This is a genomic window from Sphingosinicella sp. SM1-17, assembly GCF_056821765.1.
In genome coordinates this window covers 535,750-556,813 of sequence record NZ_JBPDIO010000001.1, presented here as the reverse complement: position 1 = coordinate 556,813, position 21,064 = coordinate 535,750, and the positions used below count along the sequence as shown (strand labels likewise).

At 62.6% G+C, this 21,064-nt stretch carries 16 protein-coding genes; 11 read left to right on the top strand and 5 right to left on the bottom strand.

Annotated elements, in window-relative coordinates; genetic code table 11:
* Positions 1–37: 37 nt before the first annotated feature.
* Entirely contained in the window at positions 38–160 is a 123-nt protein-coding gene (locus ACRYLT_RS02920) for a hypothetical protein (protein WP_482662615.1), read from the top strand.
* Between the two features lie 454 nt (positions 161–614).
* On the opposite strand, the gene ACRYLT_RS02915 is transcribed toward ACRYLT_RS02920, so the two are convergent.
* The 5 genes from ACRYLT_RS02915 to ACRYLT_RS02895 form a co-directional block, all read right to left on the bottom strand.
* A complete protein-coding gene (locus tag ACRYLT_RS02915) occupies positions 615–998 on the bottom strand; it encodes a hypothetical protein (RefSeq protein WP_482662614.1) in 384 nt (127 codons plus the stop codon).
* A 526-nt stretch (positions 999–1,524) separates the two neighbouring features.
* Positions 1,525–5,772 (bottom strand): RHS repeat-associated core domain-containing protein, encoded by a 4,248-nt coding sequence (locus tag ACRYLT_RS02910; protein ID WP_482662613.1) that lies wholly within the window; start codon positions 5,770–5,772, stop codon positions 1,525–1,527.
* A 79-nt stretch (positions 5,773–5,851) separates the two neighbouring features.
* Positions 5,852–6,079 (bottom strand): hypothetical protein, encoded by a 228-nt coding sequence (locus ACRYLT_RS02905; protein WP_482662612.1) that lies wholly within the window; start codon positions 6,077–6,079, stop codon positions 5,852–5,854.
* Between the two features lie 1,069 nt (positions 6,080–7,148).
* Positions 7,149–11,294 (bottom strand): RHS repeat domain-containing protein, encoded by a 4,146-nt coding sequence (locus tag ACRYLT_RS02900; protein ID WP_482662611.1) that lies wholly within the window; start codon positions 11,292–11,294, stop codon positions 7,149–7,151.
* A 116-nt stretch (positions 11,295–11,410) separates the two neighbouring features.
* Complete coding sequence (locus tag ACRYLT_RS02895; RefSeq protein ID WP_482662610.1) at positions 11,411–11,968, bottom strand: Ig-like domain-containing protein; 558 nt, start codon at positions 11,966–11,968, stop codon at positions 11,411–11,413.
* A 371-nt stretch (positions 11,969–12,339) separates the two neighbouring features.
* On the opposite strand from ACRYLT_RS02895, the gene ACRYLT_RS02890 reads away from it, so the two are divergent.
* From ACRYLT_RS02890 to ACRYLT_RS02845, 10 genes are read left to right on the top strand one after another with little or no spacing between them, the layout of a single operon-like run.
* Positions 12,340–12,654, top strand: coding sequence for a TrbC/VirB2 family protein (locus ACRYLT_RS02890; protein WP_482662609.1), 315 nt, complete (start codon positions 12,340–12,342; stop codon positions 12,652–12,654).
* A gap of 3 nt (positions 12,655–12,657) precedes the next feature.
* Positions 12,658–12,942, top strand: coding sequence for a VirB3 family type IV secretion system protein (locus tag ACRYLT_RS02885; RefSeq protein WP_482662608.1), 285 nt, complete (start codon positions 12,658–12,660; stop codon positions 12,940–12,942).
* Positions 12,921–15,293 carry a VirB4 family type IV secretion/conjugal transfer ATPase gene (locus tag ACRYLT_RS02880; protein WP_482662607.1) on the top strand — a complete coding sequence of 791 codons (2,373 nt, stop codon included), beginning with the start codon at positions 12,921–12,923 and terminating at the stop codon, positions 15,291–15,293. Before ACRYLT_RS02885 ends, ACRYLT_RS02880 begins: the two co-directional genes overlap by 22 nt.
* Entirely contained in the window at positions 15,290–16,519 is a 1,230-nt protein-coding gene (locus ACRYLT_RS02875) for a TrbL/VirB6 family protein (protein WP_482662606.1), read from the top strand. The genes ACRYLT_RS02880 and ACRYLT_RS02875 overlap by 4 nt, the downstream gene beginning before the upstream one ends.
* Complete coding sequence (locus ACRYLT_RS02870) at positions 16,516–17,319, top strand: VirB8 family type IV secretion system protein (RefSeq protein ID WP_482662605.1); 804 nt, start codon at positions 16,516–16,518, stop codon at positions 17,317–17,319. The genes ACRYLT_RS02875 and ACRYLT_RS02870 overlap by 4 nt, the downstream gene beginning before the upstream one ends.
* Positions 17,316–18,014 carry a TrbG/VirB9 family P-type conjugative transfer protein gene (locus tag ACRYLT_RS02865; RefSeq protein ID WP_482662604.1) on the top strand — a complete coding sequence of 233 codons (699 nt, stop codon included), beginning with the start codon at positions 17,316–17,318 and terminating at the stop codon, positions 18,012–18,014. Before ACRYLT_RS02870 ends, ACRYLT_RS02865 begins: the two co-directional genes overlap by 4 nt.
* Positions 18,014–19,132, top strand: coding sequence for a TrbI/VirB10 family protein (locus ACRYLT_RS02860; RefSeq protein ID WP_482662603.1), 1,119 nt, complete (start codon positions 18,014–18,016; stop codon positions 19,130–19,132). Before ACRYLT_RS02865 ends, ACRYLT_RS02860 begins: the two co-directional genes overlap by 1 nt.
* Positions 19,129–20,124, top strand: a complete 996-nt coding sequence (virB11, locus tag ACRYLT_RS02855) for a P-type DNA transfer ATPase VirB11 (protein WP_482662602.1) — start codon at positions 19,129–19,131, stop codon at positions 20,122–20,124. Before ACRYLT_RS02860 ends, virB11 begins: the two co-directional genes overlap by 4 nt.
* Positions 20,121–20,495, top strand: a complete 375-nt coding sequence (locus tag ACRYLT_RS02850) for a TrbC/VirB2 family protein (RefSeq protein ID WP_482662601.1) — start codon at positions 20,121–20,123, stop codon at positions 20,493–20,495. Before virB11 ends, ACRYLT_RS02850 begins: the two co-directional genes overlap by 4 nt.
* A 31-nt stretch (positions 20,496–20,526) precedes the next feature.
* Positions 20,527–20,838, top strand: a complete 312-nt coding sequence (locus ACRYLT_RS02845; RefSeq protein WP_482662600.1) for a hypothetical protein — start codon at positions 20,527–20,529, stop codon at positions 20,836–20,838.
* Positions 20,839–21,064: the final 226 nt, after the last annotated feature.

The window sequence follows — 21,064 nt, the reverse complement described above, 5'->3', positions numbered from 1 at the left end:
GATCCGCCAAAAGGGCAGCGGCGCGGTTGCTCATGCGGTGCAGCGTCAGCGCGAGCTTCGCCAGCAAGGAGACACGGTCGGCGCGGAGACCTGGCTGCTCATCCTCGAGCGCATCAACGAACTGAGCCGCGCACCGACCGCGGCGGACAAGATCAATTAGCGCGGTGCTGACGCATCCGTTGCAGCGCTTTCAGGTTGCGCAAGACCTTCTCCGCCTCGGCTCGCGTTGGATGGCTGAGCGCCGGATCGTCCACCGCCCGCGCCAGTGGCGATAATCTTGCCGCGAGTTCTTGGTCCGTCACTCCCATGTAATGCGGAGCGCCGAACCGCTATCAACCTTGCGGGGTCGAAGCAGGGTCAATCCAATCGCTTCGAAAATCGCGAGCACGCTCTTCAAGACGATCCACGCAATAGCGCCCACCAGGGCAGCCGCACCGAGCACAACCGCGAACGTGATGGCGAACTCCAGCAGCTTACCCAGTATGAACAGCGCGCCACCCCCCCCAGCAACAGCATCTTTAGAAGCTTCCCTCCCGGTGACGGGCCCCACTGGTGATAGTGGTGAACAGTCTTCGCCATGATGCGGCGGCCTTTCCACCGGACCGGTTCCGGCTTCAATCGGTGTTAGTGCGCAGGAGAGCGCCGCCCCTGCATTCCCCTTTGTGTGCACTGGGGGTGGATGGGAACACCATTTCGGAGGCCGACTGTTCGGCACCATCCGGGTCAAGATCGGCGTCAGATCCTAGGGCTTCTTCCTTGACGGGCCGCGATGCGGGTGCGGAGCGATGTGGGAACAAATGCAGGCGATCCCCACGCTTATTGCAGTGCCAGAAGCACTGATCGGTGGGAGGAAAGGTTCCTACGACAACGTGGCCCCGACCTTTAGCGGCCGCCTCGCTCAGCAGATCGCGGTAGAGATCATAGTCGACGATTTCATAGAAGGTCTGCTGCCGGCCGTTGCCGCGTTGCGTCACGTGGGTGGCATAGCCCGGAAGCATGTGCCGACGCTGGCGAACCATTTCGCGAGCGTAGCGAGTTCAAATGGATAAGTAAACTGGCACAGTAGCTCCCTAAGAACTGGCGCAGCAATCGCGCAACTGGTGCTTGCTATCTATCTCGTGCTCATCTCGGGGCAAATTACCCGCCCCCCCGAGCGTTCTGGTAAGATGTTAACCAGATTGACGTGGATGTGCTTCGTGAAGTCAGCACTCGGGAAGTCAGACCGATATGACACTCTGCTGGCGTTGCAGACGCGGATTTCTATCTCGTACGGCTTCCGCCATGAGAGTTTAACATCGCTTGCTCCACGTACCTCAAACAATTCCTCGTCCAGTTCACCAAACCCTCTGTCGCTAGAGGTCAGCCGAGCTGATATAGTTGATGAACAACATGCGCCCAAGTCGCTGCCGAACAGCGAGACACGATAATCTCCCTCCGGTGACACAATGATTCTGGTCGGATCATCTCGTTTTTCGCATCCAGATAGCGCGACAAACGCCAGAACTGCTAGCATCGCTCTCATAGTCACCGTCCGTGGCAATTATTATTGTAATAAGCTTGACCATCATCGATACGGGCATCCTGGTCCTCGAAGGTGCCGTTTCTCCCAAGGGAATAGAGATCAGCACCTATGTGTGCAAAATCGCCATAACCCAGCGCTCCAGCCGTTGCTCCGAATGCAAAGTTGCCAAAGTCCCGATTGCCTAGAGTGCCTGGCTGGTTCTTGAAATCCCACACTCCGTTATCACGAACCCTCGATATAAACCAGTTCCTCGTTTGAGCCTGAATACCCATCACGATTGGGTATGCCTCTCTAGTTCCGAACTGACGGATAGCGTTATTTATCCTTCTAACATCGCTGGCGCGCCTCGCTTCCGCCTCCCGAATAGCTCTATTCAAGACATTCCGGGGGCCGGGAGCCGCACAGGGATCGTTCTGCCGCCCCTCTCTTGACCCGTTGCTTCCGCTGCCGCTAGGGTTGGGGTTCCTTCTTCTTCGGACCCTTCCTTCGACGAGTATCACTTGTTCATCACCATAGCCGCCCTGCCCCTGAGGAGTAGGGATGCCCCCATGGGTTGAAAAGGCTCCCCCGCCCGGCCCATCCGCACGGCGCCGGCTCCCAGTTAGGCAGGCGTCCGCATCGCATCCGGTGAGTCCAGATGGATCAGTGAAGTTCAGTGGATCGTTCCGTACATAAGCATAGAGGTTCATGCCGTCACCGTATTCGATCGGATCCGTCTGCATGAACCTGCCTAGTGTCGGAGAGTACATGCGCGCCCGGTAATAATAGAGCCCGATCTCAGGCAGCCAGAGCTGCCCCGTATAGCCGAACCTGCCGGTCAGCGGTGTCTGGGGCACGCCATATTCGTCGTAGCGGTTGGGCGCTCCCCCAATCAGGTTCCCCGAGTTGTCGCTAACCGCGATGATGCTGCCGCGCTCGTCTGCATGGAACCAGCGCCGGTCGCTCGTGCCCGCGCCCTCGTACCAGACGATCGGCTCGTCGATGTTTGGGCCGGGGACATAGCGGCGGGTGATAGTGTTGGTGGGGTGATAGATCTCCGCGACCAGCATGTGTCCCGCATAGTCCTCCCAGGCATTCACGCTGCTGCGGTAGTAGAGTCGGCCGAGTGGGTCGTAGGCCAAGCCTGAGCCCGCTCCCGTCGCGAGGCGGTTCTCGGCCGTGTAGCCATAGATCGTAGTGCCGGCGGAGGTGAGATTGCCGCGACCATCATAGGTAGGCGATATATTGCCCGATGCCGTATACTGGTTCAGCCCGTTCGCCGTGTAGTTGCGGTTGACCTCGTAGTGCCCCGTCCAAGCATAAGCATCGTTCGACCGGCTGTTGATCGTGATCTGGTTTGCCGGATTGTATGACAGCGAGAAGGCTATGTCATTGCTGGTGCCGGCCAGATCATGCGAAAACGCATTGAGGCGGCTTACCGGATCATAGCCGTAGGCGGTGAATGTTCCATTGCCGCGAGTAAGATTGGTGCGAAGTCCCAAGTTGTCGTAGGTATACGCGGCGAGAACGCCTACACCCGAGGCGGCTCCGTTCTCCCGGATGTGGCTCACTTCACCCGTTAGAAGATAATCGTAGGTCACGTAGAACCCGTCTCGCCAGGTGAGCCGCGTCCGCCGTCCGGCAAGATCATACTGGAAGGTCTTGGCCCCATAATGGTCACTACCTTCGCTCAGCACGCGACCCAGAGCATCGTACGTGAACCGGACCGCATGGGTGTTCGTGTCCACCGCTGACGTCAGTCTGCCGAGCAGGTCATAGGTATAGCTTGCGTCGAAATCCCATAGCGCGACATTCGGCACGTCCTTGGAGGTGAGACGGTTGAGCGCGTCGTACGTGTAGCCGATGACCTGCCCGTCACGAAGCCGTCGAGATGTGACATTTCCCGCCGCATCGTAGCTGAGCTGCTCATAGTCACCCGCATTGCTGCTGCCGGCGCCTTGTGCCGGGTTGGGGAAGCGGGTCTGGCTCAGGCGATCGTGACCGTCGTAGACGTAGGTCGTTCGGTTGTTCTCGCCATCGGTGACGGTCTCCACCTGTCCGTTAGCAGTGTAGGTCGTTGCTACTTCACTGGCTTGCGCTGCCGTGCCGTAGCCGGTCTGCACCACACTCACTTGCCCCGCGGAGGTGTAGCTCGCGTGGGTGATCCGATCCGGGCCGAAGCTGCCTTGTGTGTCGACCGTGCAGGCGCTGGAAGGCAATGAGCTCGTCGCAAACTCGCTCGGGTTCATCCGCTGCGCCACGCATTGCACTCGGCCGAGCGCGTCATAGCTCGTCTGCATGAGGGCGTGGGTAGCACCGCCGGACACCAGCCGCTGAACGAAGGGGCGCGCGTTGGCATCATATTCGGTCTGCACCTCTTCGAGGCTGGCGAAGTTATTCCAGTCGGCGTCGGACTGGCTGTTGACAGTGCCTCGCTCGATCCTGGTGAGAAGCCCGTTGGTGTAGGTGCGCCGCTGGGCGCGATGCTTGAGGGGCCCGTTCGGTTGCCCGGGCAGCGCGTCGGGATCAGCTCCAATGACACCGATGACCTGCCGAGCCGAATTGTATCGGTAGCGGGTCGTGTCCGCGATACCGGCGAGCGGCCCGTCGACAGTAAGGAGGTTGCCGACGGCGTCGTAAGTCATTGCGTTCGTCGCGGTCAGCGTGCCGTTGCCGTTGCCGTTCGAGACGCTGGTCGGAAGCAGATTGCTGTTGTTGGCGTAGCTGATCGTGGTTTTCACCTCGTCCGCTAGGTCCGAGCAGCTTGATTGAGTCTGGCAGGCGGAAATAGCGGTCGGGAGCCAGACAGGCTGACCGCTTACCGCCGTTACCTGGTTGTAGGTGTAGCGCGTTTGCGGACGCGTCGCATTGGCTGTTGCCGCCGGTGCGGTCACGGTCAGTACGCCGCCATGGCTGCTGTCATAGGTATAGTTTGTGATGTTCCCGCGCGGATCGGTCGTGCTGTTCGGCCGGTTGCAGGTGATGATATTGCTGCACGACGAGTCGAAGCTCGCGGTTGCGACGATGTCCGGCAAACCGGTTCCTGACTTCGCCACGTTGCGGGTCTCTGTGACGTTGCCGCGCGCGTCGTAGGTGAGCTGGGTATAGTTGCCCTCGGGCCAAGTTGTCCGGGTGAGACGACCGTTGCTGTCATATTGGAAGCTGGTTGTGCGATTCAGGGGATCGGTGACCGCGGTGGGTCGGCCAGTGGTGAGGTTAGAAACCACCACGGTCTGCTGGCTCAGGGCATTGGTGATGGTCGTGGTGCGAGTCGAGGCGTTATCGCTCCGGGAATAGCTCGTCGTGGCGCCATCTCTGGCCACGGACGAAACGCCGCCGGTGCCGTAGCTGACGGTCGTCGTGTCCGACGAAGCGCCGGGCCTACGGATTCCCGTCAACCGACCCGCCGAGCCGTTGGTCAACCGCCAGGTTCGTCCGCCCGTGTCAGTCACATCGAGCACGGTTGAGGAGACTTCGGAATAGGTTACGGTCGGCAGGGGGGATGGCGCCCCGGCCAGATTGGTGAACTGAACCGAAGTCTTCTTGTACCAGTTGCTCTGCGGAACCGAGAAGTTGCCGGGATCATCGGTGAGATAGTTGACCGTGAAGCTGTAGTTCCCGCTGCTGATGACACCGTCAAAGCGGAAGAAGGTATAGCCTTCGATGCAGTTGAATTGCCAGTCATACTGGTTGCAGCGTCCAACTAGGTCCCAGTTGATAGTGAACGTCATTCCGTTCGGACGACGCATCGAGAGCGGAATGGCGCAGGTGCCGGCATCGGCGAGTTGGCACTGCGGTCCGCTCACCGGATAAGTCTCGAACGAAAACGGATCCTCGAGATGAGTGGCGAAGTCGATCCGGGTGCCGTCGGCCGCGGTATAGCGGAGAGCACCGCCGCCCAGGCTCACCAACGTGGCACCGTCCGCCTTCGTCGATGTGTAACTCGAGCCGGAGATGGTGAAGGTGTCCGAATAGGATCCGAACTCGACCACCATCTGCGAGTTGCGGCGGTAGAGCGCGCCGCTCCAGTTGTCGGTCCAACCTCGTGGGCCGGCCCAGTGCCGCACCAGGCTCACCGCGCCTTCGCCCGAGCCGATCGATCCTTCCACCAGCGAGAAGAAGAAGTCCCCTGTGACGAGATCCACGCCATTCTCGTCGACCTGGTTGAAGCGGGGCGGGGGTGCGGTCTGAGCGAAAGCGGGCGCGGTGAGAAAGGTGGTGGCAAGCAGGGCGCAGCCGAGCGCGCCCGCCCGCAATGCGGACGTCTTCATCGTGAACCCCCGATTTTGAGTGATGGACTGGAACGTTATGACTGTGCAGCGCGCCTGAGGCGGTTGCCCCTCGCTTGACCTATGGCGACGGGTTGGGCGAAGTTACCGTAACGTTCGTTCGGTTGTCGGCCTTGTCATACTTGTACTCGGCCTTGACGTTGTTGTTGACCGTTCCAGTTCGCTCCACCTTCACCAGCCGGCCGCGGGCGTCGTAGGTGTAGGTGATGGTCTCAGTGGCCCAGGCCGCAGCCGTCGCCGCTGCCGCCACGCCCAATACGGCCGCAGCTGTCCCGATTATCCGCTTCATCAAGCCTATCCCCCTCGAATACAAAGACACACTACCTTGCGACAACTGTCATCTTGCAGTCTCCTAGGCCGAACGGTCCCGATGTCAACTTGCACATAGAACCAGTCTACTGAAACCCGTCTATGCTTGTTGATTCGCAAGGCGTAACATCGAAGACTATTTCGTTCAAGACATCTGCATTCTCTTGGCGAATAAACTAAGCCCGTGCGTAAATGCCGTTGCTTTGCTTGGATGAAAAACTGTTTATTCACCGTATCTAACGCATTCAGGTCTATGCAGACGAATACGCAGAATAGCCGCGCGCGATGCTTCGCCTAAGCTGGAGATCCGGGCGAAGTCGAAGCAGGGACGAGGAGTTACGCATCCGCATCGACCGTTCGCTCGGCGAGGAGGTCTCCATAAGAAGCGGTGGAGGAGCATACCGGCCGCACATCCAGGCGGCGCGAGCCGGGAGGGTGGCCGAAGGCGCTGAGGAATCAACTATCGTTTCCCTGAATTCGCCGGTTCTCGCCTCGAGGGCGGCAATCCAGAAGTTGCAGCGGATCTCGGCGCGCCCTTGGCGGCCGCCTCGCTCAGCAGATCGCGGAAGAGTTCATAGTCGCCGTCTTGAAAGAAGGTCTGCTACCGGCGCCGCGCTGCTTCACGTGATGAATATGGCCTGGAAGCACAAGCTGAGGCAGTCGAGCCATTCCGCCAGCAGAGGAGTCGCATATTTGGTCAACTGGCACCGTGATCCTTGAAGCGGTTGCAACACCAACTTCGTATCAGCAGGAGGATGGGCCTACCTCGAGGACGCCATGTCGCGGAAATCCCCTAATTTGATTCTTCCTCCTAGCAATCGCTTCACTCATCGTTTGTCCGGGTTCGCCTTAGATATGTGAGTATCACGATCGACGTAATCCACGGGATGCCAAAGAACACCAGATATACGTCCCATCCCTCCAACACGAGCCGGGGGTTGTAGAAAACCGGGTAAACCAAGAAAGGTAGCATGATCGGCGGCAAAATGATGAGTGTGATAGCCAGGTTTCTTAACCAATTGCTTGCTTTTTTGGCTTTGCGTCGCACGCTACTCCCCACAAGTTGTTCGAACGTTGCAAATTACTCTCGTCACATTTCGGTCAATCCTTGACCCAGTTTCCGGCACTTTTGTCGTTGCGGTTATGTTTCCGGTACGCGCATCAAAACCGACTTGCGCTCCCATCGCCCCCGCCATGTAGACGGCCCCAAGGGTGCGATCAGAGAGTGTATCAGGGCTGATGCGATTCGACTCAAGCGCTCTTCCCAGACCCTCTAATGCTCTCATGGCTCCGCCGGTTAAGGCAGCTACGGTAAGAGCACCTCCCGCCATTGGCCCAGTGCGCGAGCCGACGACTCCACCTGCAACAAACCTTCCAGCTATGAAAGCTTTGTTGTTAGATAGGAAATTCCTGGCGTGCTCCCAAGTTCGTCCTGGGTTCTGATTCATCCAATGCAAACCACGCTCGGCCATGCGATTGAGGAGTAACGCCCGATTCTGAGCCTCCCTGCCGACTGCGCCACTCTGCCGAACCGCGTGCCGAGCCTCAGCATACAGATCCCGTGGATAGGAGAACATGCCCCGCATGAAATTCTCGGTGTTCGGCTGCCCCATCTCCGGTACCCGACCATTCGCGAAATGCGCGGACTCAAGGCCGTCTGGATCAGTGTGGTTGATTGGATCATTCGCCACATAAGCGTACAGATTGATCTGATCATCGTACCCAATCGGATCCGTTTGCAGGAACCGCCCAAGCGTCGGCGAATAGACCCTCGCTTTGTAGTGATACATGCCGAGCTCGGGGATCCATGCCTGGCCGGTATACTGGAACCGCCCCTGATTGTTGGCGCCGGGGATGCCATATTCGTCATAGCTGTTAATCGCGAGGATGTTCCCACTGTCGCCGGTGAGTGCGATGATCGAGCCTTGATGGTCCGCCAGATGATAGCGGCGGATCCCACCTTCGTACGAGACCAGCGGTTCGTCGACACCGGAGCCGTGGACGTACCGGCGCAGGACGTTACCGCCGCTGCCATACTCCAGCACAAGCGCATCGCCGTCATAGAGGAAGCGGGTTGTACCAGAGTTGCCGCTAACCTCGTAGAGCCGCCCCAGCGGATCGTAACGCAGAGTCGCGTTGCGCGCCCCGCTCGCCACGACCAGCCGGTTCTCGACGTCGTAGGTGAACGTCGTCGAGCCGTCCGAAGTCAGGTTGCCGTTCGGATCGTAGGTGAACGACGCCGGGCCGGCCGCGGTATATTGATTGAGGCCATTGATCGTGTAGGCGCGGTCGACATTCGCGTGCCCGGTCCAGGCATAGACATCGTTCGAGTTCTGACGTTGGTAGATCTGTGATGCTGGATTGAAGGCCATCCAGATACTGTGGTCGTAGCCGGTGCCGGCGAGATCGTGGTTGAAGCTGTCGGGCCGCAATATCGCGTCGTAGCCGTAGTTGGACTGGTTCGAGCTGTAGCCGAATCGAGTCAGCGAAGCACGGCCACCGTGTGTTTGGTAGCCAATCGCTGCCAAGGTATCGTTATCCCATTCGCGGACCGCAGTCAGCCGACTTGCGGCGTCATAGTAGTAGTTGAAGTAGGCATTCCCTCCATCTGGGTGGGTGATGCGCGTGCGGCGACCACCCGGATCATGCTGGTAGGAGATCGTCCTCGCCACGCCGTCCATCGTCAGCGTTGCGTTCAGTGGTCGGCCAAGGCTGTCGTAGCTGTTCGTGACGCCTTCGCCTCCATGGCCGTCGAATCGGGCGTAGAGCTGACGATTGCCGATGTCATAGCCGTAATAGACGTCGCGCGTGTGGGTGGAGGATAGGCCGGAGCGTTCCGGCACCACCTTGACGATCATCCGGTTGAGATTGTCGTACTGGAATGTCAGCGTCGAGCCGTCGCGCTTCCTCAGGCTCGTCCGGTTGCCGTTGGCGTCGTAGCCATAGGCCTCGTAATCGCCTTCGTTGACCGCGCCGGTGCTGGTCGGGTGCGGGAACACCCAACGCACTTGCCGATCGTGCCCGTCATAGCGTAGGTCCGCCCGGTTGCCGTTGGCGTCGGTGACGCTCGTGCGCTGACCGTTTCCGCTGTAGCTGTAGCTCGCGTAATTCTGCTGAAGGTTCGTGCCGTAGGCGCGTTGCACCTGCGTGACCCGGCTTTCCGCATCGTAGACATTGAACGTGATGCGATCCGGCCCGTGGCTTCCCTGGGTGCCCAAGCTGCAGGCGCTCGAGGGCAGCGAGGCGAAGGCCGCCGGGTTCATCCGCCGTGCCTCGCACTCCACTCGGTTGCGGGCATCGTAGGAGCGCTGAAGCAAAGTGTAGGTCGTGCCGCCGGCGGAGACCGCCTCCCGAGTGACAAGCCGTCGGCCGTCATGGGTGTAATCGGTGCGTGTGAGGACCGTCAGATTGGTGCTGTTGGGATCCGGCAACGTACCTTCTTCAACGAACTGCACCTGGTCGTCGCCGCGGTAAGTGATACGCCGCGTGCTCCTTACCCCGTTGGTGCCGAGCGGCCCGATTTCCCAGGTTCGGCGCCCGGCGATGTCGTAGCGATGATAGGTAGCGTCGTCGGTGCCGGGGAGCGGACCATCGACAGAAAGCACGCGCCCGGCGGCGTCGTAACTGTAGGTCGTGGTCAGCGCCTGGCTGCCCGCCCCGTCGGTGAGCGTCTCCGTCAGTGGCAGGAACGTGCTGCCCCAATAGGTGATCTCGCGGACCTGCTCGGCAGCGGTGCCGCAGGTGAGCTCGACGCCGGCCGAATTGGTCAGGCAGACGCGCTCGCGGACCAGGCGGCCGCCTGAATATTCGTTGATCGTCTTGCGCCGCTGGCCGTTATTGTCGACCGGCTCGAGCCTGGTCAGCAGGCCGCCATGGCTCGAGCTCCAGGTATAGTCGGTTTGGTTGCCTCTGGCGTCGCGGGTCCAGACAGGCAGGAAGCAGGTCGGTTGCGAGCAGAGATAGCCGCTGCCGGTGAAGCCAGCGGTTTCAACCAGATCGGGCAGGCCGCTGCCGGGTTTGGCGATGCGCCGCCGCTCAATGATGTTGCCGAGCATGTCGTAGACCACCGCCTCGGCATTGCCTTCCGGATGGGTGATGCGGGTCACCCGCACGTCATTGTCGTACTGGTACTGGGTCGTTCCGCCGGAGCCGCTGATCGAGGTGATTCGCGGCCGGACATTGTATCCCGACTGGATGTTGACAGTTCGGGAGAAGCCGAGCGGCGCCGTGATCTGCACCTGCTGGACATATTGGCAGGTGGTCGAGGTCGGCACGAAATTGTAGCTGTACGTTACTCCGTCGGTCGTGACGCTGGAGATTCGTGGCGTCCCCCCATAGGGGCAGGACGAACTCTGAGCTTGGAAGGTGTCCACCGACTCCCCAGGCAGCCGAAGAGAGGTGGTGGTCGTCGTCGAGGGCGTCGCCAGCGCGTTCTGGCACCAGTTGCAGGTCCACACCCGGCCTGCGAGATCGGTGATGGTGTTGCCGGAATAAGTGAGCCGGGCGAGCGGTGTCGCCATGTCGGCCGTGCGGTAGATCGTCGCCTGGGCCACCTCCGACCAACCGGGCTGACCATAGGTATCCCCCTTATAGGCGATCGTAAGCGTATAGCCGAGGTTGCTTGTTACCGTGACCGGCCGCCGCCACACTTGGCCAGTGCTGGTGGTGAACGCCTGGTAGGCGAAGCTTAGCTGCTCGCCATTGGGATAGCGAATGTAAGAGGGATAGAAGCTGAAGCCCTGGCCCGACGTGATCGTTCCCTGTGGCCCGTTCTGAAGGCTGAAGAAGATCAGCTTGCCAGTGCCGCCCTCATAATATTCGAACTGGTGGGACCAGGGCTGTGGGATCATCACCGCGCCCCCGCGCCTCTTCGGGCGGCAGTCGCCCTGCTCGTCGCAATCGAAATGCTCGGAGGTCGCGCCGACATTGACGTCGTAAGTCGCCTCGCCGAAGGTGTTGGGAATCAGCATGCCGCTGAGAAACGGCACCAGCTCGCTGAGCATCTGGAAGCGCAGATTGCCCGATCCGGGAACCGAGAGCACCGGCAGGCGAGTCGCCACCTGCCCGGAAAGCAGGTCGACTCCGTTCGGATCGCGCTCCACATCCAAGGGCTTGATCACCTGCGAGTTTGCGGTTCCCGCCGAAGCCGCGGCAATGACCAAGAGGATACTCACAACGAAGGTTTTGAAGCGCATGCTTATGCCCCCGACATGCTGGTTCGATTGTCTGAAAAGCGCTCCTCCGAATTGGCCACCAAGCGCCATCATCCCGGACAGCGGCCTTCGGTCCTGATGCGCCCGTCTCATTGCCCTCAGTAGCATTGCTGAGTCCCGCTCACGGTGACGGTCAGTGTGCCGTTCGCCGTCGCACCCAAAGTATCCTGCACCGTGTAGGTGATGACGTAGGTGCCATTCGCGTCGGGGGTTTGCATGCCGACATTGGTGCTGCTTTCGACCCACACCCAAGATTCGTTCACGGCTGTCAGAGCAAGCGGATAGTGCCCCTCCGGGTCGGTGTCGTTCGAGATAACGTTCACCGACCGCTGAACGCACTTGGGCGAGGTCAGTGAATCGGGATTTGCCACCGGCGGCTGGTTGCCTGGTGGTGGCGGTGGAGGCGGAGTGCCGCCGCCACCGCCGCAGGTCGCCAGTGCTCCGGTTGAGTTCGACTTGTACAGCGTGCGGTTGCCAGCCGGATCGTAACACAGGGAATGCGCCTGCCCGTTATTCACCGTGCCCGAATATTGCACCGACACCAGCCGCCCGAGCGCGTCATAGGTATAGGTCTGAGTCTCGCTGGCGAGACTGGTCCCGCTCAGCACCAGTGCTCCAGCCGAGGCCCCGAGCAGGTAAGCGGCCTTGCGATTCATTACTTGCCCCCCGAAGACAAAATACCATGGCTACCGGATGTAGGCCGTAGTTCAGCCATCCGGCTTGTACGCAGACACATCATGCTTCCGAATAAATCTTCGGCTTGACTCGAAATCTACAGGTGCTTCGAGTCGCTATTCGTAACTCTAGGTTTTCAGCCTGGCAAGCAGGGTCTAGAACGCGCAACTTCTCCACCGCAATCCCGCACATGTTAATCCAACAGAATCAGTCTATTTTGCCGATCGATGCCGTATAGCTACGGTATCGGGGCGAGAGGGCATTCATTCAGCTTAAGGGCTTGGCAAGACAGTCAATAGGCGACACTATCTTCCTGATGGCGAATCGCTGTTGTGGGGGAGGCGTGCCGAACATGAAATTCACCAGAATTGCGGTTGGCACATTTGCCCTTCTCCTCTGGTCGGGTGGGGCCGCGGCGGATGTGGCGCTCGCGGATCCTCAGGGTTCCGGAGTAATCGTTGCCGCGGTGCGCTGGCTCGAGGGGACTCTGCTTGGCACCATCGCCACCGTGGTGGCGGTAATTGCTGTAGCCGCCGTCGGCCTATTGATGCTCACCGGACGGATCAACTGGCGCTACGGCGCGACGGTAATCCTCGGCTGCTTCATCCTCTTCGGTGCGGCGAGCATCGTTGCTGGTATCCAGTCCACTGCGACATTCGGCCAGTAAGAAGTGAACGGGCTCGAGCGTGATCCCCTTTTCGTGGCCTTGACCCGCCCACAAATGTTCGCCGGAGTCACCTACAGCTATTTCATCGCCAATCTCGTTCTTGCCACCGAAGGCTTCCTGATCTTTCGGTCGGCCTGGGTTCTGGCGGCGGCGCTCCTGGTTCATTTTGCCGGCGTCCTGCTCTGCCTTCGCGAGCCGCGATTCTTCGACCTTTGGCTTACCCGCGTCGGCCGCTGCCCGCGGGTGCGCAACCATGCGATCTGGCGGTGCAACTCCTACCGGCCCTGACCCGCGATCCGAAGACGATCGCACGCGAGCGGCCGGCCGGGCATCATCTGCCCTATGCCCGCCATGTCGACGATCATACGATCGCGACTCGCGACGGCATGCTGATGCAGGTGATCCACCTGCGCGGCTTCCTGTTCGAGACCGCCGACAGTGACGAGATCAACTATCGCAAGCGGCTTCGCGACGCGATGCTTCAGGCGATCGGATCGCCGCGCTTCGCCGTCTATCACCACATCGTCAGGCGGCGGATCGACGCCGAACTGTCCGCCGACTTTTCTGACGACTTCTCGCGCCGCCTCGATGCGGCATGGCGGAGGCGACTCGCGACCAAGCAGCTCTACGTCAATGACCTCTTCCTCACCCTGGTGCGCAGGCCCTTGCAGGGCCGCATCGGCGGTCTGGAGCGGCTTCGGGCCTTTCTCGGCAGGTCGGCGGCAGAAGGGGAAGCCGCCGTCGCTCAGGATCTGCGCCAGCTCGACGCCGCACGCGACGCCCTCATCGCCGCCTTGGGCAATTACTCGCCGCGCCTTCTCGGCGTCTATCGTACGCGCCAAGGGCCCTGTTCCGAGCCGCTCGAATTCCTGTCGACCCTCTTCAATGCCGAGCTTCGGCCAGTGCTTCTGCCGACCCAGGATCTCGGCACCTACCTGCCCTATCGCCGGATCAGCTTCGGACAGGAGACGGTCGAGCTCGGTCCGACGGGGCCGGCGCCGCGTTCCTTCCTCGGCCTCGTCTCGATCAAGGACTATCCCGGACAGACCGCCCCTGGAATGCTCGACGAGCTGCTTCGCCTCCCGTTCGAGCTCGTCGTGTCGCAAAGCTTCGCCTTCGTCGATCGGCAGACGGCCTTGTCGCGGATGAACCTGGCGCTTCGGCGGATGCGTTCGGCCGAGGACGAGGCGGTCAGCCTTCGCGCCGATCTTGCGACCGCCAAGGACGATGTCGCGGCTGGTCGCGCCGGCTTCGGCGAGCATCACATGACCATCGCCATTCGCGCCGATACGCCGGCCGAAGTCGACGAAGGTGTGGCCGAGGCGCAGGCGACGCTCGCCGATCTCGGAATCATCTCGGTGCGCGAGGAGATCGCACTCGAGCCCGCCTTCTGGGCGCAGTTTCCCGGAAATTTCAAATATATTGCGCGGCGCGGTTTGGTGTCGACGAGCAATTTTGCGAGCCTCGCCAGCGGTCACAATTTTCCGCAAGGACAGGCGGAGGGCAATCATTGGGGCGAGGCGGTCACTTTGCTGGAGACCACCGCCGCGGGACCCTATCATTTCAACTTCCATCAGGGCGATCTCGGCAATTTCACGATCATCGGCCCGTCGGGATCGGGCAAGACGGTCGTTCTCAACTTCCTGCTTGCCCAGGCCCGCAAATACCGGCCGAGAATCATCTTTTTCGACAAGGATCGCGGCGCCGAGCTGTTCATCCGGGCGATCGGCGGCCGCTACGATCAGTTGCGGGCCGGCTCGGCCTCCGGGTTGAACCCGCTTCAACTGCCCGACACGGCCGCCAACCGCGAATTCCTGATCGACTGGCTCGCCATCCTCGCCGGGGGCGCCGACATCGACGAGGTCGCCCGGATCAAGGACGCGGTCGACGCCAGCTTCCAGCAGCCCAGGCGCCACCGCCGACTTCGTCATCTCGTCGAGCTGTTCCGAGGCGGGCACCGCCCGCACGCCGCGGATCTCTGGGCGCGGCTCCGCCCCTGGTGGGGCGAGGGCGAGCGCGCCTGGCTGTTCGACAATGGGGAGGACCGAACCGACCTTTCCGCCGAGGCGGTCGGGTTCGACATGACCCAGACCCTTGATGCGCCGGCACTTCGCACGCCGGCGATGATGTACCTGTTCCACCGGGTCGAGGAGCGGCTCGACGGATCGCCGGCGATCATCGTCGTCGACGAAGGGTGGAAGGCGCTCGACGACGAAGTGTTCGTCCGCCGGATCAAGGATTGGGAGAAGACGATCCGAAAGCGCAACGGCATCGTCGGCTTTGCCACCCAGAGCGCCCAGGATGCGCTCGAAAGCCGGATCGCGAGCGCCATCATCGAGCAGGCCGCGACCCAAATTTTCATGGCCAATCCCAAGGCGCGCGCCTCCGACTATGTCGAGGGCTTCGGCCTCACGCCACACGAATATGAGCTGGTCCGGACGCTTCCCGACAATGCCCGCTGCTTCCTGGTCAAACATGGCGGCGAGAGCGTCGTCGCGCGGCTCGACCTTTCTGGCGAGCGCGATCTCCTCACCATTCTGTCGGGACGCGAGCGGACGGTGCGGCTGCTTGACGAAATTCGCGCCGAAAAGGGCGACGATCCGGCGGATTGGATCCCCCGCCTGCTGGAGGTGGCATGATCGCTATGGCCTGCCAGGGCAATCCCGGCGCGGGTTTCGCCAGCGGCCTGCTCGATTATGCCGACTGCCAGGCACAGGCGATTGGTGCCGGCGCCTATCAGGCGCTCGGCGCGCCGGGGTCGACGCTGTCGCTGGCGATGACGGCCTTGCTCACGCTTTTCGTTGCCCTGTTCGGCTACCGAATGCTCCTCGGCGAAACTCCCGGACTTCGTGACGGGGTGCTCGCCGCCGCCAAGGTCGGGATCGTTCTGGCACTGGCGTTCAGCTGGCCCGCCTATCGAACACTCATCTATGATGTCGCGCTCAAGGGTCCCGCCGAGCTTGCTGCGGAGGTCGGTCGACCGGCCGCCTTGCCCGGCTCTGCGGGAGGGTTGGTCCAGCGCCTGGACTATGCGGACCGCGCCTTCGTCCAGCTCGGCCAGCTCGGCACCGGCTTTGGGCCGACGGCGGCGGCGGCCGGAGCACAGGTCGCCGGCCAGCCGCAGCAGTCCGGCTCCGCCTTCGACCCGATCGCGCTCGGCGGTGCGCGGATATTCTATCTTGTCAGTGCCGTCGGCGCGCTCGCCGCGATGCGGCTGATTGCGGGGCTCATGCTCGCGCTCGGCCCCTTCTTCATCGCCTTCCTTCTGTTCGAGGGGATGCGGGGCCTGTTCGAAGGCTGGATCCGAGTGCTTGCCGGGGCAGCGCTCGGCGCCCTCGGGACATCTGTCATACTCGGGGTCGAGCTCGCCTTGATCGAGCCTTGGCTCGCCGAGCTGATCGCCTGGCGAAGCGCCGGCTATTCCGTTCCCGGAGCTCCGACCGAGCTGTTCGTCGTCAGCCTCGTCTTCTCGCTCGTCATCCTCGCCACCTTGATTGCCGCCTGGCGACTGACCGTCGGCTTCGGACTCCCCGCCGCTTGGAGATCGGCTCCGGCGCGTCTGGTCGAGGCGATGCGCAGACAGGAGCCGCAGTTTGCAGCAGTGTCGAGGGACGCAAGCTCGGCGGCGCCGGCTGACCGCTCACGGGCAGCCGCGGTTTCCGAGGCAGTGGCCGCGACCCAGCGACGCGAGTCGATGGCGGCGGGCGGCACCGGCTATGAATCGGCCTCCCGGCGCGCCGAACCGCACGGTGCCGGGCGGGAAGCGGTATCTCCGTCCTCCCGTCAGCCGCTCGGGCAGAGCCAGCGGCGGCGCACCCGCGGCCGGATCTCCGCCAGTGCCACGCGCAGGGACCGGGGCGCATGAACAAGCCCTCACGCGAAACGCTCGACGCTTATTATCGGGAGGCGGCAAGCTGGGGCCGGGACCGCGAGGACTCGCTCCGCCAGTCACGCCGTGTCGCCTGGATCATCGCCGCCGCGGCGACCTTCGTTGCGGTGCTTCTGGCGATCGCCCTGATCGTTCTTCTGCCGCTGAAGACGGTCGAGCCCTATACACTGCTGGTTGATCGCCATACCGGCTTCGTCCAGGCGCTCGAGCCGCTCGATCCGGCGAGAGTCAGCGGCGACACCGCCCTTACCCAGAGCTTCCTCGTCCAATATGTCATCGCCCGCGAGGGCTTCGACATCGCCTCGCTCCAGTCCAACTATCGCAAGGTCGGCCTCTGGTCCGCGGAGACGGCGCGCTCTTCCTATGTCGCCGGGATGCAGGTGACCAATCCGCAAAGCCCGCTGGTTCGCTACCCGCGTTCCTCCACCGTCGATGTCCGGGTGAAGAGCGTCTCGTCGCTTGGGCGCAATGTGGCGATGGTCCGCTTCGACACGCAGCGCCGCGACCTCGGCGGCCAGGCGCATCCGCCCCAGGCGTGGGTAGCAATGATCCGCTACCGCTATTCGGGCGAGCCGATGCGGCTCGAGGACCGGTTCGTCAATCCGCTCGGTTTCCAGGTGCTTCGCTATCGCCGCGACCAGGAGGCGATGCCGGTCGAGACCGCCGATCCGATTGTCGCTGCCGCCCCTGCGCCCGCCGTGCCGGGGCCTGTTCCGGCTCAGGTCCGCGCGTCCGTCGCTCCGGCCGCCCCGGTGCGCGAGGGGCCCGCGCAATGAGAAGCATTGCGGCCATGATCCTGCTTGTCGCGGCGGTACCGATCGCGGCGCAGGTGCAGCCGCAACCCGTCGGCACAGATCCTCGCATCCAGATCGTCGACTACGATCCCGATCGGGTCATCCTGATCCAGGCGGCACAAGGCTACCAGGTGACACTCCAGTTCGGTTCGGACGAGCGGATCGAGAATGTCGCGGTGGGCGACAGCGCCGCCTGGCAGGTCAGCGCCAATCAACGGGGCGATTTGCTGTTCGTGAAGCCGGTCCAGGACGGAGTCTCCACCAACCTCACCGTCGCTACGGACGCACGCCTCTACGCGTTCGAATTGTCGTCGGCCTATGGCGGCTCTTCCAGCCCGCCTTTCATGGTCCGGTTCCGCTACCCGACGCCGGCGCCGGAGGCAGCCGCCGACGCTGAGCCCGCCGCCCTATCGGAAGCCCGCTATCGGCTCAGCGGCGCACGGGCGCTGAGACCGAGCCGGATTGGGGATGACGGTGTTCGCACCTATATCGAATGGCCGGAGGATCGCGCCCTTCCAGCTGTCTATACGCCCGACGGCCAGGGCCGCGAAGCGCTTGTCAACGGTTACATGCGCGAGGGTCTCTATGTCATCGACAGCGTCCTGCCGCGGCTCGTCTTCCGGATCGATCGGCGGGTGGCTCGGGCCGATCGAATCATGCCGGAGGATCTACCCTGATGGCGCGCAAGCCGAACTCTGATCCGCGCGCCTCGCTTGCCGTCGAGACAATCGAGGATATCCGGCCAGTCGTCGCGCTTCCGAAAGGTGGGATTCCGGTGTGGATGCTGCTCGCCTTGGTGCTGCTCGCCGGCGTGCTTCTGTTCAGCATTCTTGATGCGCGTCGGCGCGCGGCCACCGCGCCTTCGGTCGTTCCGCGGGCGGCGGACGCCCTCCCAGCGACGCCTCCGCCGCCGCTCTTCATTCCGCCGGAGCCGCGGGTCGTGGCGCCCCCGCAGCCGGCGGCGCCATCGCCATTGCGACAGCCAAACCCGGCGCCAACCGCTGCGCCCGCGTCTGCACCGGTGCAGACCGTCTATGTTCCTCAACCGGTGCCGACCGCTCCGCAGGCCGAGCCGTCGGCGCAGCCGTCTCGCGTTTCGGCCGGACCGGCGCTGGTCCTCGACACCGGCGCTCCCCGGACCTCTCCGGCGACGGGTCAGGCGGGAGGAGAAGCCGAGGTCGCTGCGCCTCCTGGATCCGCTGGCTCGACGGTGGCGGGTCCGCGGGCCCGTGCCGGGGCACTCGCCAACCGTTCGACCACTGTCCCGCAGGGTACGTTGATTCCAGCGGTGCTTGAAACGGCGCTCGATTCCACTCGGCCGGGTCTCGCGCGCGCAATCGTGTCGCGTGACGTTCGCGGCTTCGACGGCAGCCAGATCCTGATCCCCCGCGGAAGCCGCCTGATCGGCGAGTATCGTTCGGAGGCTCAGCCGGGGCAGAAAAGAGCGTTGGTAAACTGGTTCCGACTGATCCGACCCGACGGAGCGACGATCGCGATCGGATCGCCTGCCGGCGACCCGCTCGGCCGCGGCGGGATTCGGGCGCGGGTCAACACCCACTTCTGGGAGCGTTTCGCCGACGCCATCCTCCAGACGGCGCTTGATGTGGGCGTCAACCTCGCCGCGGCTGAGGCCGGGAGCGGGGCGGTGATCCTGTTGCCCGGAGCCGTGCAGGGACAGATGCGCCAAGGCGCCCAGCCGAGGCAGGTGACTCCGACCCTCACGGTGCGCCAGGGCACGAGCATCAGCATCTTCGTCGCCCGCGACCTCGATTTTACCGGCGTCAACGCGAGATGAACGCTGCGGCCGAATCGTCCGGGCCCGTCTATCTTCACGCTTATCTTGCGCCGCTGGCGGGGGTGCTTGCCCGGCCAGACGTCACGGACATCTATGTCAATCGGCCGGGGGAGATATGGGCTGAAACCCAGGCCGGCATGGTTGAGCGGCACGATGCGCCGGAGCTCGACCAGGCGACCTTGGCCCGACTCGCCCGGCAGATTGCGGCCATCTCGCACCAGGGTATCAGCCGCGAGCACCCGCTCCTGTCGGCGACCCTGCCGGACGGCGCCCGAGTGCAGATCGTCGCTCCGCCAGCAACCCGAGGACCGCTCGCCTTGGCGATCCGAAAGCACATCGCTCAGGATCTCTCGCTTCAGGATTATCTCGACTCCGGAGCCTTTGAAGGCGTGGCGCGCAAGGAGGGCTTTGGATCTTCCGATGGGGATCGCGCCCTTGTCGCGCAACGGGACTCCGGGGACGTGGCGGGCATGCTGGCCGCGGCGGTTCGAGCGCGGAAGAATATCCTCGTTTCGGGCGGAACGTCGACCGGCAAGACCACTTTACTGAATGCGCTGCTTCGCGAAGTCCCAGCCGAGGAGCGGCTGATCCTGATCGAGGACACGCCTGAACTCCAAGTCCGGCACGAAAATGTCGTGGGGCTGCTCGCGGCTCGAAGCGCGCTGGGCGAGGCGCAGGTCAGCGCCAATGACCTCGTCGCGGCTTCGCTGCGCATGCGGCCGGACCGGATCATCCTCGGCGAGCTTCGGGGGCCGGAGGCGTTCGCGTTCCTTCGTGCCATAAACACAGGGCATCCCGGCTCGATGACCACCGTCCATGCCGACAGCGCCGCGCGCGCCATTGAGCAGATCGTGCTGCTGGTGCTCCAGTCGGGTACTCAGCTTGGGCGCGAGGACGTGCGCTATTATGTCCAGAGCACGGTTGACATCTTCGTGCAGCTGAACCGCGTCGCCGGCCGCCGCGCTGTCTCCGAAATCGTCTTTCGGGAATGACAGCAATGCAAAGCGCGTCATTGTCTGACCCGAATGGCGCAAGCTCGGTCGTTGCAGCGCTGTCTTGGGTCCAAGGCGTGCTTCTGGGTACTGTTGCGACGACGGTGGCCACCATTGCTGTCGCCTCCATCGGTCTGATGATGCTCGCCGGGCACCTGGACCTTCGTCGCGGGATCAGGATGATCCTGGGAAGCTTCATTCTGTTCGGCGCCTCGGCCATCGCCGCGGGTATTCAGGGCACGTTCTCAGGTGCGGTCGAGGTTGGCGAACCTGTCGCTTACGATCTTCCTCCTCCACCAGAGCCAAGTCCCCCGCCCCCGCCGGCTGAGCCGTGGGACCCCTATGCGGGGGCATCTGTGCCGGCGCGATGAGCGTCAAGTGTTGGCTGCGCAGTAGTCAGGGATGAAGCCTCAGGGGGGCAACCACACGCAGGAGTTGGAAGCGCTACTGACGGAGCCGTCGATGCGACGACATGCCACGGCATTGACCCGCCGGAAAGGATCGCGAGGAGTGTCGATTAGCCATTGGGAACTCTGGGCCTGCGCCAATGAGCTGATCCGCCAAAAGGGCAGCGGCGCAGTTGCTCATGCCGTGCAACGTCAGCGCGAGTTTCGCCAACAAGGGGATACGACCGGCGCGGAGACTTGGTTGCTGATCCTCGAGCGCATCAACGAGCTGAGCCGCGCACCTACCGCGGCGGACAAGATCAATTAGCGTTCGTTCGAGTGTCCGCTTTCGACCCATTGCGGACGTTCAGAGCCGCAACTCTTGCGCCTCAGCCTCGCCTTCGCGGAGGCAACCCGAAGTTTCACTCCATGAGATTCAGGTTTGTCAGGTTTGCACGACGAGGGCGACGAGGCAGTGCATCAGAAGCGGGTTCTGAATGCGCCGGGTAATTCTCCCTTAGTCTTCGAATCCCGCTTCGCGTTGCAAGTGGCCC